Here is a 14,682-nt window from a genome sequence, read left to right on the forward strand (position 1 = left end):
GCCCGCATGTCAAACCCCGATCCTTGGATGCTGCGAGAAGCCCGCGAGATTCCCGACGTGACCGCTCGACAGCTCGAACGGCAAGAAGCGGTGATTCAGCGCCTCGCCGACATCGTGCGCGAGCGGTCGCCGCGGTTCGTCGTGACGATCGCGCGAGGCGCGAGCGACCACGCGGCGACCTTTCTCAAGTACTCCATCGAGACGCACCTCGGACTTCCCGTGTCGGCCGCCGCGCCGTCCGTGACGACCGTGTACCGCCGCGCCTTGAAGCTCGACGGCGCCCTCGTGATCGCCGTGTCTCAATCGGGCGCTTCGCCGGACGTCGTGGAACCCTTACAAGCCGCGCGTCACGCGGGCGCGACGACCCTCGCGATCGTCAACGTCGAGGACTCGCCGCTCGCGCGGGCCGCCGAGTTCGTCTTGCCGATGTACGCCGCCGAGGAGCGCGCGGTGACGGCGACGAAAAGTTACGTCGCGAGCCTCACGGCGGGCTTGAACTTGCTGTCGCACCTTCAACCCGACGCGTCGCTGCGCGGCGCCTTGACGCGCCTGCCGGACGTGTTGCGCGACGCCCTCGCCCTCGAAGAGCACGCCCGCGACCGCGCCGAACGCTACCGATTCGCGACCTCCATGATGATCCTCGCGCGCGGCCTGCACTTCGGCGTGGCCCTCGAAAGCGCGCTGAAGCTCAAGGAGACGAGCGGCGTGCTCGCCGAAGCCTACTCCAGCGCGGAGTTCGCCCACGGCCCCACGCGGGTCATCGAGGCGGGCTTTCCCGTCGTCGCCTTTCAATCGCGCGACGCCGCCGCGCCCCTCACGCTCGCCGCGTACGAGCAATTGATCGAGAAGGGCGCCGAACTCCTGCTGATCGGCGACGACGTGCCCTTGCCGAGCCCCGTGCGCCTCGTCACCCCGCCGAGCGGTCATCCGCTCACCGATCCGTTGGCGTCGGTGCTGGCCTTGTACTTCTTCGCGGCGCACCTCGCGCTCGCCCGAGGCCTCGACCCCGACTCGCCGCCCTCGCTGCAGAAAGTCACGCTGACGAGATGACCGACGTCGCCCAGCTCACCCGCTTGCTCGTCGCCGACTTGCCCGGCCCGACGCTCGACGACACTTGGCGACGCCACTTCGAAACGCACCGCTTCGGCGGCGTGTGCCTGTTCCGGCGCAACATCGCGTCGCCCGCACAACTTCACCGCCTCGTGACCGACATCCGCGAAGTGCTCGGCGAGGACGCCTTGATCGCGGTCGATCAGGAAGGCGGCGCGGTCCTGCGTCTCCTCGAAGGGCCTCTCGTGCCCGCCGCGATGGCGATCGGCGCGGTCGGCGACGACGCCCTCAGCTTCGAGCTCGGCGCGGTCGCCGCGCGCGGCTTGCTCGCGTACGGCATCAATTGGAACTACGCGCCCGTCCTCGACGTGAACAACAACCCGCTCAACCCCGTCATCGGCGAGCGGTCCTTCGGCGAGGACCCGGCGGCCGTCGCGCGCCTCGGCGTGGCGTGGGCGCTCGGATCGGAGTCGGCGGGCGTGCTGAGCGCCGTGAAGCACTTCCCGGGGCACGGTGACACGAGCGTCGACAGCCACCTCGATCTGCCCGTCGTGCGCAAGAGCGCCGCCGAACTCGAAGCGTGCGAGTGGCGACCGTTTCGCGAGGCGGTTCGCTCGAACGTCGGCTCGTTCATGACGGCGCACATCCTCTACCCGGACCTCGATCCCGAACACCCCGCGACGCTGTCACCGACGATCCTCACGCGCTTGCTGCGCGACGAGTGGAAATACGACGGCCTCGTCGTGACGGACGCGACGGACATGCGCGCCATCGCCGAGCGTCACCCGAACGGCGAAGGCGCCGCCCTCGCCCTCGTCGCCGGGGCGGACATGGTCCTCGCGTGCACGCACGGCGACCTCGACGCGCAAGTGCGGCAAGTGGACGCCGTGCACCGCGCCGCGCGAGACGGCCGCTTGACGCCCGAGCGTACGGCGAGCGCCTTGCGCCGCGTGCGAGCAGCGACGGCGCGCTTTCCGGGCACGCCCAAACCGTACGACGCCGAACGGCGAATTCGCGACGAGGCCCTCGCGAGCGAGGCGGCACGGCGCGCGATCACGGCGGTAGGTTCCGTGAAGGGCCCTCGACCGGACGACCGCGTCCTGCTGGTCGTTCCCGGCGAATCGGGCGTCGGGGGACCGTACGGCGACAGCCTGCGCGGCACCGACCTCGCCGATACGTTGCGCGTCGCCTTTCCGCGCCTCCAAACCGTCCTGTACGACGCCGAGCGGCCCGAGGCGGCGCACGAGGACATAAGGCGGGCCGAGTGCGACTTCACGCTGTTCGCGACGACGTCACGCTGGAAATTGAGCGACGCCGAGCTCACCCTCGCCAAGCTCACGGCTTCGCTCGGCGTGCCCACCTTGCACCTCGCGCTGTGGAATCCGTACCACGTCGCGGTCCTGCCCCTTCCGGCGCTCGTCACGTACGGCTTTCGCGACAACGCCCTCGTCGCCTTGCGAAACGTGCTGCTCGGTACGCCCGCCTCGGGCCGCCTGCCCGTCACCCTCCCGGCGACGCCCAGCCCCGCGCGATGAACGAAACGGCCGCGGGCGCAGGAGAAGCGCGCCGCTTCCGAACTTCCCGACCTCGATCGACGTGCTCGCCTGGCACGAAGCCAATCACGAAGCCGATCACTCGGCCGGGCGGCACACGTCGCTCACGGCGGCGCCCGTGACGCGCACGACTTCTCGAGGCGTCAAGCGCAGCAACCACTCGGCGCTTCCTCCTCCTCCGACGAGTTCGTCTCGGTCGAGCAGCGAGGCGTCCAGCACCACCCGCAAGCCCGCCGGATGTCCGACGGGCGGCACGCCCCCGGCAGGGTAGCCCGTCGCTTCGAGCACCTGCGAAGCCGAACCCAACTTCAACTTCGAGGCGCCCACGAAGCGCGCGACCTTCTCGACGTCCACGCGGCGGTCGCCGGGCGCGATCACGAGGACGCTCGCGCCGTCGTTCGTCACGAGCAGCACCGACTTCACGATGCGGTCGACCGACACGCCGAGCGCCCGCGCCGCCTCCGAGACGGTCGGCGTCGGTACGCCCGGCTTGACGAGGGTGCCCGCCACGCCGTGATCGAGCAGGAAGGCGGCGAGGCGATCCACGGCGGTGTCGCTCGGTGTCACTCGCCTTGCACCTCGCGCATGAGACGCCACAACGCCTCGGAGGTGATCGGCAACTCCGTGACGCGAACGCCGACCGCGTCACGCACGGCGTTCGCGACGGCCGCCGCTCCACCCGTGATGGGCGGCTCGCCGACGATGCGCGCCCCGAACGGTCCGTGCTCCGACGGACGCTCCACCATCACCGCTTCCAGCGGCGGCAAGTCCGCCGCTCTCGGAAAGACGTAGCCCAAGAAGTTCGGGTTGGCGGGCGCGCCACTTTCGAAGTGCAACCCCTCGTACAACCCGATGCCGAGCGCCTGCGCGGTCCCGCCGTGCACTTGCCCTTCCACGAGCAGCGGATTGAGCGCGAAGCCGACGTCTTGAATCGTCACGGCATCGAGCGGCGTGACGACGCCGGTATCCGGATCGACGCGAACACGCACGAGGTGCGCCGTGAATCCCGGCGCGCCGCCCTTGAGAGACGCGCGTCCCTCGGCCACGACGGGTCCCGGACCGCCCGGCATGCGCTCGCCGAGCCGCGCGAGCTGCCCGAAGGTCACCTCACGCGACGGCACGCCCTTCACGCGCGCGCGCCCTTCGACGAGTTCGACGTCGTCACGGTGTGCCTCGAGGTGAGCGGCGGCGAGATCGCGCAGTTGCTCGCGCACCTGCCGACTCGCGTCGAGCACGGCGCCGCCGAGGCTGATCGTGACTTGCGAGCCGCCCGAGTTCGGCGCGTACGGACCGCTATCGGTCGTGCCCTGCACGATCTCGATGTTGTCGGGGTCGAGGCCGAGCGTCTCTGCGACGATCAACACCATAGAGCTGTGCACCCCGCTGATATCGACGCTGCCGACGTGCAAACGCACCGTGCCGTCCGAATCGACGCGGCACACCGCTCCCGCGGGCGAGAAGCCGCCCGGCCACCCGCCCACGGCGAGCCCCACGCCTTCGTTCGGCACGTCGCCGCGCGCTTGCCACAAGGGATGCTCACGCGCCCGCTCCAAGCAAGCCTTGAGGCCGATGTCGGGCCAAGGCCGTCCCGTCCCCGTGAGGTCGCCGCCCTCGACGGCGTTCATCAAGCGAAACTCCAACGGATCGATTTCCAGGGCGCGCGCGAGCTCGTCCACGCTCGACTCGAGCGCGAACAGGGCTTGCGGCACGCCCGGCGCGCGGTATGCTCCGACGGGCGCACGGTTCGTGAGAAGCTCCACCGTCTCGACACGCACGTGCTCGCAGCGGTACATTCCGCCCGCGATCGTCGCGATGATGCCCGCGTGCCCCATGCGGAACACGCCGTTCTCGATGGTGGCCCGCACGTCGAGTCCCACGATGCGCCCACGCTCGTCCGCGCCGATGCGCACGCGAATGCTCGTCTCGGGCGTCGGCGTGGTCGTCAGCATGTCCTCGCTGCGCGTCAACACCAAACGCACGGGCCGCGCGAGGTGCAGCGCGACCGCCGTGACGAGCGAGTCGAGAATGCCGTACTTCGCGCCGAATCCGCCGCCGACCGTCATCGGAACGACGTGCACGTCACGCTCGCGAAGTCCCAGGGCGTTCGCCACCTCGGACCGCACCGCGTACTGTCCTTGCGTGCTCGTGTAGACCGTCACTTCGCCCGCCCGCACGCCGGGTTGCGCGACGACCGCGTGCGGCTCCAAGTACGCCTGGTGCACGCGCGCGTTGAGGTACGTGCGGTCGATCACGACGCGCGCTCCTTGCAGGGCGGCGTCCACGTCGCCTCTTTGGAACACGCGGCGCTCGTCGACGTTCGAGGGCGCCGCCGCCTGCGCGGTCGACGCCTCGGCGCCGTGCAGACTCGCTTGGCTCGTGCTCGCGCTCGGCGTGCCGTGCGGCCAGACGTGCGTCTCGTCCGCTTCGGCCTGCGCCGCGTCATCGACGCTGTCGAGCGCCTCGTAGTCCACGTCGAGCAGACTCGCGCCGTCCGATGCCGCCGCCTCCGTGTTTGCCACGACGACCGCCACGGGTTGTCCCGCGAAGACGACTTCACCTTCGGCGAGCAGCAAGCTCGGCCGAGAATAGGCGACGTGCCCGCCGTTCAACTCACGTCCCGTCAAAACGGCGACGACGCCGGACACCCCCAGGGCTGCTTCCACGTCGATGCCTCGAATGCGCGCGTGCGGGTAAGGAGACAGGACGACACGGGCGTGCAGCAAGCCCGGCAACGTCAAGTCGGCGGTGTAGCGAGCTTGGCCCGTTATCTTCTCGGGCCCTTCGATCAATTTGCGGCGTTTGCCGAGATGGGTCGTGCCGGTCACGTGAACCTCCTCAAGTTGGGTGCTTCCGAATCTTACAGGTTAGTCCGCCACAAGAAGCAAAGTCGGTCGTTCGAACGACCGCGCGACCCGAGCGCGCAGCTGGGAAAGCGCCGCGCTGAGCGGTCCGCCGAGTTCCACGGACGCAAGCGGCTCGAAGTGGTACCGGAATCGACGGCCTCGGTCCTTGCCCTTCCCGGTGACAAAGTGCTCGAAGGCGCCGCGAACCTCGTTCGGCACCACGCCCAGGTACACATGCCACCGCCGAGGTTTCGCCCGCTCGGAACGCCTGACTTGGACTTGACAGTCGTTTCGGTCATGGCCAGTCGAAGTGGAGCGCGGCGCTTCGACCCGTCCTCGGCGCGTTTTCGCCGCCTCCACGACCCGTTCGCGGCAAGGAAAATAAAAAAGCGGCTTTTCGCCGCTGATAAAAATAGGATACCGCCAGACTCTCTATTCGTCAAGGTATGCAGGCGGCTCTTCAAATCACGCCGCAGCGGAAGGGAATCGGGATGGGACCGCAGCAGCACACGCCGCGAGCGCGAAAGCCGTCTTGCGTGACGCCTCGACTGCCCAGAAGGTCGTAAGCGTCACGGCAGGCGGCGAAACGCTCGAGGACGCTCGGCCATCCTTCGACGAGACCGTGCGTCTCCACGAGGCGCAGCACCGCCGCCGAGCAAGACTCGCCGCCGAAGTACGCGGCGTGCGCGCACCGAAATCCCTTCCAAGGAGACAAGCGCCGCCGATAGACTCGGATGCCCGACACGACGAGTCGCGTCGCCACGTTCGCTGTTCGTTCGATTGACGTCATGACTTCAAGCTCCCTGACCGATCATCTGCTCTTGACCTCCGTCGATGGTAAAGGTCGCGCCGTGAACGAAGTCCGCGTCCGGCGAGGCGAGGTACACGGCGAGCCGACCGATCTCCCACGGCAAGCCCGCCCGCTTCAGCGGGATGTTCTGCACTTGCCGCGCGTACTTTTGCGGATCGTCCTTCGCTTCCTGATTCATCGGCGTGAGAATCATTCCGGGAGCGATGTTGTTCACGTTGATGCGGTCGGGCGCGAGTTCCAACGCGAGCGTACGCGTGAGGTTACGCACCCCACCTTTCGCCGCGTCGTAGGCCGCCACGCCCTTCGAGGGAATCTCCTCGTGCACGGACGTCACGTTCACGATCTTGCCGCGCCCTCCCGACGCGCGCCGAAGGCGAATGAATTCCCGGCAGCAGTAGAACGGGCCGAACAAGTCGGCGCGGAGCGCGTCCTCCCACTCCTCGGGCGTCGTCTCGGCCACTTCCTTTCGAGGGCCGCTCGACGCGGCGTTGTTCACGAGCACGAACGGCGTGCCGAGCGATCCTTGCACTTCCTCGAACAGCTTCGTGACGCTCGCCGGGTCGCGCTGATCGAGATGAATCACGGCGGCGCGCCGTCCGAGCTTCTCGACTTCGCGGCGCGTGTGCTCGGCACCTTCCCGGTCCTTCAGGAACGTGATCGCCACGTCCGCTCCTTCGCGAGCGAACTCGATGGCAGTTCCCTGGCCGATGCCCGAGTCGGCCCCGGTCACGACGGCGACCACTCCTTCCAAGCGTCCCTTCGATCCGAAGTCTCGAGGTTCGGGCAATGGTGTCAAGTCCTGCTGCTGTCCCTCGGCCGTCATGGGGACATTGCACGCTCGGCGAGTGAAGGTCGACTCCGACTTCGGATGATCGTTCTTCATCTTCGAGGAGGACGCGGCGAACGACTCAGGCGTCCTCCCGAGTCAGCGAGCCGAACGTCCGATTGGTGTGGCGAGCTCAGGATGTCCCGCCTCGACGAGGGCCTTGTCGCGAATACGGCACGAATCGCACACCCCGCACGGTTCCTCGCCGCCCTGATAGCACGACCACGTCTCCACAATCGGCACGCCAAGTTCCAAGGCCGTCTTGACGATGTCCGTCTTCGTCATCAAGACGAGGGGCGCCACCAGCTTCGCGCCTCGACCTTCCAAGCCCGCCTTCGTCGCGAGGTCCGCGAGCTTCTGGAACGCCTCGAGGTACTCGGGGCGGCAGTCCGGGTAGCCGCTGTAATCCACCGCGTTGATGCCCAGGTAGATCGCGTCCGCGTCGATCGCCTCGGCGAGGCTCAATCCCACGGCGATGAAGACGGTGTTGCGTCCCGGCACGTACGTCTGTGGAATCACGCCTTCCTCCGTCCCTCCGGTGGGCACGTCAATGCGCTCGTCGGTGAGGGCGCTGCCACCCCACGAGCTGATGTTCACGTCCACGACCCGGTGCCGAGCGCCGAACAACCGGGCGATGCTCGCGGCGCGCTCGAGTTCGATCGTGTGACGTTGTCCGTAGCGAAAGGACAGGGCGGTGACGTCGTACCCGTCGCGCTTCGTGGCGATGGCGAGGGTGGTGCTGGAGTCCAGCCCACCGGACAGCAGGACGACGGCGCGTTTCGGTGCGGTCATGTTCAGTACCCCAATTCCACGTTCCCGCCGAGCGGGATGAGGCGCTTGTCGCTGTGCGCGTCGAGGTCGTCGGCGCGGTAGAGCTTGTGCATCTGGTACCCGGCTCGAAGGCGAGGATTCGCTTTCACGGCTTCGGTGATGGCGTTGAGCACCGCCGCGTCACGTTCGCGGGCTTTGCTCCACTCGGGGTGCAGCCAGATCACCGCGTCATCCCGCAACCCTTCGAGGGTGTCGAGGCCCGCCTTGATGTCGGAAACGTCGTGCACGATGATCTTCACCTCGTCCGCACGAGCGACCACCGAGCGCACGGGAAGCTGCCCGAAGGGTTTGGGCGAGAGCGTCACCCAATCGAGATCACCGCGAAGCTCGGCGATGCCGCTCGTCTCCAAGTGCACTCGGCGGCCGAGCGCGTGCAGTTCGCGCACGAGCTCGGTCAGGTCGAAGAGAATCGGCTCTCCACCGGTAACCACGACGACCGCCCCGGGAGGGCTGTCCTGCTCGACGCACCCCGCGATCTCCCGAGGCGCCATGAGCACCACGCCTTGCGGCCGGTAGTCTTTGTGCCACGTGCCCGCACTGTCACACCACGGGCAGGCTTGCGGGCAGCCGTAGAGGCGCACGAAGTACGCCGCGCGACCTAAATGCACGCCTTCGCCTTGCCAGGTGTAGAAGCGTTCGTAGACGGGTAACTTCATTCCCAGTACTCGCACGCGGAATCCGGCGTTTCCCACACCGTGACCTTGAGGCGAAGGTCGGCGCCGTCGTCTCCTTCGGGCAAGTCGAAGCGCACGCGGCGCATCGTCTCGTGGTGGATGAAGGCGGCGATGACTTCAGCGGTGGTGTCGTCGCCGAGGGCGGGCAGATCGTTGAGGTACGCGTGGTCGAGACCGCCCGCGTCAACGTCCTTCTTCGGCCACTTGAGGGTCTTGAAGTCGGCGACCATGATGTTGCGCTTGACGTGCGCGCTCGGTCTGAGGCGGTCCGATTGCAGTTCTATGCGCACGCGGTAGGTGTGGCCGTGCAAGCGACCGCAGGGACCGTCGTACCCGGTGATGGTGTGCGCGGAGTCGAACGTGAACTCCGTCGTTAACTTCCAAGGCACGTTTACTTCCCGGGCGCCGTGTACTTCGCCGTGACGACGGTGTTGATGCCGCCGCGCACGCCGTAGTCGGCGGTGACCGTCATGCTCAGCGGATCGAGGAGTTTCACGAGGTCGGCGAGGACGCGGCGCGTGGCGTGCTCGTGGTAGATGCCGACGAAACGGTAGCTCGTGAGGTAGTACTTCAAGCTCTTGAGCTCCACGCACTTGTCGCGCGGCACGTAGCGAATCTCGAGCTTGCCGAAGTCGGGCAGACCGCTCCACGGGCAGACGGGGCTGAACTCGTCGGTGGCGATGACGATCTCGATGGGTTCGCCGGGGTAGGGCGAGAGGTCGTCTTCGCGGACGTGCTCGAAGGTGTCGAGGACTTGGGTGTCGATGGCGTCGAGGCCTTGCACGTCGTAACGGCGCGCGAAGCCCTGAGCGGGCGCTTCCTGCGTAGTCATTTGTAGGGTCTCCTTCTCGGCGGCATGTCACCGCCAGATCAGCAAAACAGGCCGATCCGCCGGTGATTCTAGCGCTCGCGGCGCACCGAATTGTGTACGCGCCGAGTCGGAGGGAGGTGTGATCACGCCGGTTTGGACGGTTTGCCCTCCGGGACTTTGGTCTTGTCGGCGTGTTCGATGGCGACGTCGCCGCCTTGTGTCTCGCCGAGGTCTTGGAGTTCCTCCGCGACCTTCTTCGACGTCTCGGGCGTCCAGTTGCGCGCGTGCTTTCCCGTCAAGAGGGCGGCTTCGCTCGTCTCGTCTTGTTCGTTCTCGTGCGGCATGACCAGACCATAGGGGGACGGGGCGGCGAGCGCGTGATGATCGGCTTTGCATCGATTCACTCTATGAACGCGCGACTCCTCGTCATGCCCGGCTCGCTTTGCGCTCGCTTGCGAACGACGTTCAGGATGCTTTGCTGCAAGTCGCTCATGATGGCGTTCACGGCCCAGCCCACGTAGCGGCCCACGTGCGAGTGAACGCGTTGCGTACTCGTGAGGTGCAGCAGCACGAGGCCGTTCCCGAGGCTCTCGATGTCGTAGCGTCCGGACACGACATCGAACGTCTCGCCGCCCACGCGGACGTGCCGATCGAGTCGGCCCGGATCGCGCGCCTCGATACGAAAGGCGAGACTTCGGCCCGGCTCCCACACAGTCACGGTCTCCCGAAAGCTCAAGCCGTCCGCGAAGGTGGCGGTGCGCACCCCGCCCACCCCCGCGCGGTCCAAAACGGCCGCCACCGGACGCGGCAACCCGATCGCGTGCGACCAGCTCGGCGTGAATTCGTCGTCGCGAATTCGAGGAACGCTTTGGATTTGACGCCACACGTCCGCGGGCGTGGCTTGGATGACGACGCTGTTTTGAGTGGTTCGGTACGTCGCGTCGACCGAGCGGGCGCGTTCGAGCGGCGCGGCGACGTACGGCACGGCGAGCGCGAGCATCACCGCGCCGACTTTCGTGGACCGTCCTCGCAAGAGAAAGCCGAGGCCGCCTCCGACGAACGCGGCGAGGTACAAGATCGGCAGGGCGAACACGAGGCAGATCAACCCTTCCCAAGCGAGCAGGAGGGCGGTGAGCGCGAAGGTCATGACCGACAGCAGCACCCGCAGGGCGACCGTTCCGAATCCCTCCTCGCGCCGCGTCAGGGCGCCCGAGGTCACGCCGAGCGCGAAGGGCACGAGCAGCAGGAACGACCAGATCATGAGGTCGCCCGCACGATCGAACAGAGCGTAGGCGGTGAGGCCGTACGCGACTCCGACGACCGCGCCGACGACCGTGACGATCCAAGTGTTGCGTCGTTCTTGCCTCATGGCTCAGCGTAACGTCCAAAGGCTTGGGCGGAAAAGGAGATGGCTCGAACGAAGTTCCTCCTGCCCGTTCCCCCGATCGAGCGCGCCTCGGGAGCCCGAGTTCACCCGCGAAGGCTCGCACGACAAGCGCGGTGACGCGGGAAGGATCAATCCGTCGAGGCGTCGAGCGAAAAACGAAAAAAGCGGTCTTTCGACCGCTGATAAGAAAAGGATACCGTGTTATTCGTCGTGCGTCAACGTATGCAGCCCGAAATTCAGCCGCACTTGCTGTAACCGCATGCTTGGCACTTGATGCAGCCTTCCTCGCGCACGAGGGCTTGCGATTCGCACACGGGGCACTTCGCGCCGCCCGCCGCCGCTTCCGCCGACACCACCTCGGCGATTGGCGCTTCACCGCTGCCGCCCGCGACGGGGGGCAGGTTCGCCGCGTTTTTGCCTTGGCTGAACGTCTCCAGGGCCACGGCGATGAGGTCGGCCTTCGAGCCCACGAGGCGCCCGTTGTACGAGCCGTACAGGCCGCCGTTGATGCCGCGCAGCGTCTTCACGAGCGCGTCGGCGGGCACGCCGTACTGCAGCGCGATGCTCACAACGCGGCCGAGCGCTTCGGAATCGGCGTTCGCCTCGTCGCCCGCGCGGCCCGAGATCACCATGACTTCGATGGGAGTGTTCTCGATGCAGTTCACCGTCACGAGGAAGGAGCGGCGGTGTCCGCTCGTCGGGTCGGTGAGCTTCACCATGTCGGTGATGCCGCTGAGGCGCGCGGGACGCTCGTAGACCGGCTTGCCGGGCTTGAAGGTAGGCGCTTGGGGTTGGGAAGGTTTCACGTCCGTCTTCACCTCGCTCTTGACCGGCTCGGGCGTCGCGGTCGCCTCGCCGAGCACTTCGGCGCCCGCGGCGCTCACGGCTTCCGACTTCTTCTCGTCCTTCTTCTTCTTGCTCGTGGACAGCACTTGGAATTGACGGCTGCCGTCACGGTACACGGTGATGCCCTTGCAGCCCGTCTTGTACGCTTCCGTGTACGCGTCTTGCACGTCTTGCACGGTCGCCTCGTTGGGCAAGTTGATGGTCTTGCTGAGCGAGTTGGCGGCGTAGCCCTGGGCGTCGAAGGCGCGCTGCACGACGCCTTGCATGCGCACGTGATCGACGGGCTTGATGTCGTGGGCGCACACGAACACCTGTTGAAGAGCCGCCGGAATGAAGTCGAGGCCGACGAGGCTGCCGTGGTTGCCGCTCACGGCGTCCGTCACGCGGTCCCAATCCCACGAGCCGTCCTTTTCCATGTTGCGCGCGGGCGGGTACGTCTCGAGGAGTTCCACGAACAGCGGGTGCAGCAGGGCGCGGTACTCGCTGCCGATCTTGCGCCAGATGAACGGGCTGAACACCGGCTCGATGCCGCTCGACACGCCCATCAGCATCGACGTCGTGCCCGTCGGCGCGACGGTCAGCACGGCGACGTTGCGGCGCGGCGCGTGCGGGATCTTGTCGGCGTTGTCGGTGTAGACGCGGTACACGCCGCGCTCGTGCCCGAGACGCTCGGACTCCGAGATGGCCTCTTCGCGCAACGCGCCCATGATCTCGTAGATGGCTTCGCGGCCCGCTTCCGAGTCGTAGCGCAAGCCCATTTTGATAAGGCAGTCGGCGAGGCCCATCACGCCGAGCCCGAGGCGACGCAGCGACTGCGACGCTTCGCGGTTGTCCTCCAACGCGAAGACGTTGACGTCCAGCACGTCGTCGAGGAAGCGCACGCACGTCCTCACGTCCGCGCGGAACTCGTCGAAGTCGAAGGTGCTGCCCTTGACGTACGCCGCGAGGTTGATCGCGCCGAGGTCGCACGGCTCGCCGACGGTGAGCGGAATCTCACCGCAGTTGCCGACGAGCAGGCCGCACGCGAGCGTGAACGTGTGCTCGACGGGCACGTTGCAGCAGTACACGTACTCCTCGGCGCCCGCACTTTCGAGCGCGAGCACGGTGTAGTTGCCTTCGACGTTCCCTGCCAAGGTGAGGGGCGGCACGTCGTGCACTTCGCCGCCGCGTCCCATCGCCACGACTTGCGCTTGCAAGTTAGGCACGCGCCGCACGGTCGCCAGCTCGTCTCCGACGCGCAGCTCGTCGAGGGCTACCCGCTCTCCGTCGGCGAGGATGAAGGTGTGGTACGGCGTCGCGACGATTTCCACGCCGCCCGACAGCGTCAACTTCTTGACGTTCGCGTGACGGCCCGTCACGTCGAACTTCGTTTGTGCCCAGTGCGTGCCCGTCCAGACGCGCACGAACTGCCCGGTCAGCATCTCGATCGGAAACGTTCCCTCGTCCGTCAGGACCATCGTTCCCGCCGCGAAGCACGGATTGGTAGAGCGGATTTCGTATCGCTCGCCGAGGTTCTTGAGGGCCGAGAGCTCGTTGATGCGATCGGCGAAGATCAGGCCGGGCTCGCCCGTGCTCCACGCGTGCTTGGCGATTTCCTCCCACAGCCACTTGGCGGGAATGCCGTCCTTGCCGTCTTTGGTCTTGAACAGGGGCACGCCGCGCGCGCCGTCCTCGGCGCGGTCGTGCAGTTCGGGCAGCTTGCCCGTGTACTTGCCCTTTTGCGGCTCCAGGTAGTACTTGCCGGGCACTTCCTGCGCGGCGATGCTCCACAAGCCGTCGGCTTGCAGCGTTTCCCAGAACTTATCGGACACGAGAATCGAGATGTTGAAGGTGGAGATGTCGCCCTCGGCGGCTTCGCGGTCGAGGTCCTTGGCGGTGAGGAAGTCGAGGACGTCCGGGTGGGCGATGTCGATGGTGGCCATGCCCGCGCCGCGCCGCGTGCCGCCTTGACGCACGACCCTCAGCACGGGCGCGTACACGAAGCGCAGGGTGTTGACGGGACCGCTTTCCTCGCCGCCTCGGTTGGCCCACTCCAAGAAGTTGTCGAAGATCTCGACAAGGAAGGACACGGGGCCGCTGCTGGTGCCGCCGGAGCCTTTGATGGGAGCGCCTTCGGGCCGCATGGCGCTGAGATCGATGCGCGGCTCCAAGCCGAGCTTGGCGTTCTCGGAAACGGCGCGCGCGGCGTCGACGATGCCGCCCATGTCGTCGGGAACGCCGTGCACGCCTTCGGGCAGGGCGCGGACGATCTGCACGCCGTTTTGCCGGGCGAGGGCGACGAGGTCGGGCGCGATGACGGCGCCGTACACGACGCGCGTCCAATTGCGCAAGCTCGTGGGCTGCTTGTCGCCGTCGGGTTGCGTGGGCGGACGCATCATGCCTTCGATGAAGTCGGTGACGTCGGGATGCGAGGCGCTCATGTACGCCCAGCCGCGCACGCCCGCGTCAGGGCGGGACGTGACGGCGCGCGGGCGGTACACGTCGAGGTTCACGCCGTTGCCGCCGCCGACCTTCGTGACGAGCGCGAGCTTCTTGGCGACTTCCATGACGCCTTCGAACGAGGACGGGTCGTGGTCGGTCGCGCCTTGAACGAAGCAGTTGAGCACGTTGCCGTGCTGCGTGCCCGCTCCCGCCAGGACGCGTCCGCCGGGGCAGAACTTCTTGTCGGCCATGAGATCGAAGAAGGCGCGGGTCCACACCTCGCGTACGCCCGCCTCCTCGGCGCTCGCCACCCAGTTCGCGACGCGTGAGAACAGCCCGGCGATGTCGCCGTCGCTCGGTTGCATGTACTGGCGTTTGGCGATGTGATGGGCGTTCTCGTCGAAGTTGGGAAGGCTGATGCGTTCGAGGGGCGTGGTCATGGAGCTCCTTGACAATGGGCTGGGGTTCCCGGCGAAATCGGCGGGAGAGGGGCTGGATGGGGTGGCACGACGAGTGGACGACGAAGCTCGCTCGCTTTAGGCATATGTTGTACCTGTTTGGCCGTCTCGATACAAGATCTTGACAGGAAGCGGCAGCTCCTCTATGGAAGCTGAGCGAGCGATGAGCTT

13 protein-coding genes are annotated in these 14,682 nt (G+C 67.1%); 2 read left to right on the forward strand and 11 right to left on the reverse strand.

Going from position 1 to position 14,682, the window contains the following annotated elements; genetic code table 11:
- Nucleotides 1–6 precede the first annotated feature (6 nt).
- Nucleotides 7–1,050, forward strand: a complete 1,044-nt coding sequence (locus tag DES52_RS15155) for an SIS domain-containing protein (RefSeq protein WP_110887663.1) — start codon at nucleotides 7–9, stop codon at nucleotides 1,048–1,050.
- Entirely contained in the window at nucleotides 1,047–2,585 is a 1,539-nt protein-coding gene (gene nagZ / locus DES52_RS15160; RefSeq protein ID WP_110887664.1) for a beta-N-acetylhexosaminidase, read from the forward strand. Before DES52_RS15155 ends, nagZ begins: the two co-directional genes overlap by 4 nt.
- Nucleotides 2,586–2,681: 96 nt before the next feature.
- Here the strand turns inward: nagZ and DES52_RS15165 are convergent, their stop codons facing one another.
- The 11 genes from DES52_RS15165 to DES52_RS15220 form a co-directional block, all read right to left on the reverse strand.
- Entirely contained in the window at nucleotides 2,682–3,170 is a 489-nt protein-coding gene (locus tag DES52_RS15165; protein ID WP_211317935.1) for an aminoacyl-tRNA deacylase, read from the reverse strand.
- Entirely contained in the window at nucleotides 3,167–5,428 is a 2,262-nt protein-coding gene (locus DES52_RS15170) for a xanthine dehydrogenase family protein molybdopterin-binding subunit (protein WP_110887665.1), read from the reverse strand. Before DES52_RS15170 ends, DES52_RS15165 begins: the two co-directional genes overlap by 4 nt.
- A gap of 478 nt (nucleotides 5,429–5,906) precedes the next feature.
- Nucleotides 5,907–6,236, reverse strand: coding sequence for a membrane protein insertion efficiency factor YidD (yidD, locus tag DES52_RS15180; protein WP_110887667.1), 330 nt, complete (start codon nucleotides 6,234–6,236; stop codon nucleotides 5,907–5,909).
- A 4-nt stretch (nucleotides 6,237–6,240) separates the two neighbouring features.
- Nucleotides 6,241–7,080, reverse strand: coding sequence for an SDR family NAD(P)-dependent oxidoreductase (locus tag DES52_RS15185; protein WP_110887729.1), 840 nt, complete (start codon nucleotides 7,078–7,080; stop codon nucleotides 6,241–6,243).
- Between the two features lie 102 nt (nucleotides 7,081–7,182).
- Nucleotides 7,183–7,875, reverse strand: a complete 693-nt coding sequence (queC, locus tag DES52_RS15190; protein WP_110887668.1) for a 7-cyano-7-deazaguanine synthase QueC — start codon at nucleotides 7,873–7,875, stop codon at nucleotides 7,183–7,185.
- 2 nt (nucleotides 7,876–7,877) lie between these two features.
- Nucleotides 7,878–8,570: a 7-carboxy-7-deazaguanine synthase QueE gene (locus tag DES52_RS15195; RefSeq protein ID WP_110887669.1), complete on the reverse strand. Its 693-nt coding sequence runs from the start codon at nucleotides 8,568–8,570 to the stop codon at nucleotides 7,878–7,880.
- Nucleotides 8,567–8,977: a 6-pyruvoyl trahydropterin synthase family protein gene (locus tag DES52_RS15200; RefSeq protein ID WP_110887670.1), complete on the reverse strand. Its 411-nt coding sequence runs from the start codon at nucleotides 8,975–8,977 to the stop codon at nucleotides 8,567–8,569. The genes DES52_RS15195 and DES52_RS15200 overlap by 4 nt, the downstream gene beginning before the upstream one ends.
- A 2-nt stretch (nucleotides 8,978–8,979) precedes the next feature.
- Entirely contained in the window at nucleotides 8,980–9,420 is a 441-nt protein-coding gene (queF, locus tag DES52_RS15205) for a preQ(1) synthase (RefSeq protein ID WP_110887671.1), read from the reverse strand.
- 122 nt (nucleotides 9,421–9,542) lie between these two features.
- Nucleotides 9,543–9,743 carry a hypothetical protein gene (locus DES52_RS15210; protein ID WP_146237313.1) on the reverse strand — a complete coding sequence of 67 codons (201 nt, stop codon included), beginning with the start codon at nucleotides 9,741–9,743 and terminating at the stop codon, nucleotides 9,543–9,545.
- Nucleotides 9,744–9,799: 56 nt separating this feature from the next.
- Entirely contained in the window at nucleotides 9,800–10,768 is a 969-nt protein-coding gene (locus DES52_RS15215; protein ID WP_110887673.1) for an SRPBCC family protein, read from the reverse strand.
- A gap of 254 nt (nucleotides 10,769–11,022) precedes the next feature.
- A complete protein-coding gene (locus DES52_RS15220) occupies nucleotides 11,023–14,493 on the reverse strand; it encodes a TSCPD domain-containing protein (RefSeq protein ID WP_110887674.1) in 3,471 nt (1,156 codons plus the stop codon).
- Nucleotides 14,494–14,682: the final 189 nt, after the last annotated feature.

This window comes from Deinococcus yavapaiensis KR-236 (assembly GCF_003217515.1).
Taxonomy (GTDB): domain Bacteria; phylum Deinococcota; class Deinococci; order Deinococcales; family Deinococcaceae; genus Deinococcus_A; species Deinococcus_A yavapaiensis.